This is a genomic window from Lentzea albidocapillata (assembly GCF_000719115.1).
Taxonomy (GTDB): Bacteria; Actinomycetota; Actinomycetes; order Mycobacteriales; family Pseudonocardiaceae; genus Lentzea; species Lentzea albidocapillata.
This window is the reverse complement of record NZ_JOEA01000111.1, coordinates 1-232: the sequence shown is the minus strand read 5'-3', so window position 1 is coordinate 232 and position 232 is coordinate 1. Positions and strand designations below refer to the sequence as shown.

The window sequence follows — 232 nt, the reverse complement described above, 5'->3', positions numbered from 1 at the left end:
CACGGTGGCGTTGGCGGTCTTCACGCCACCACAGATGACGTTGGCGTCGTTGACCTTGATGCCGTTGCCGGAACCGGTGACCTTCACGGTGCCGGTCTGGACGGTCTTCTGGTCACCGGCGATCTTGTCCGGGGAGATCTGGCCCGGGACGACGTGGTACGTGAGGATCTTGGTCAGCAGCGCGTCGTCGGTCTTGAGCTTCTCGATCGTCGCGGCATCGATCTTCGCGAAC

General features: G+C 62.9%; 1 protein-coding gene. It reads right to left on the bottom strand.

Features of this window, described 5'->3' with window-relative positions; all coding sequences use genetic code 11:
• On the bottom strand, positions 1 to 232 hold a 232-nt coding region (locus IG04_RS0142065; protein WP_030482316.1), incomplete at both ends, for a fasciclin domain-containing protein.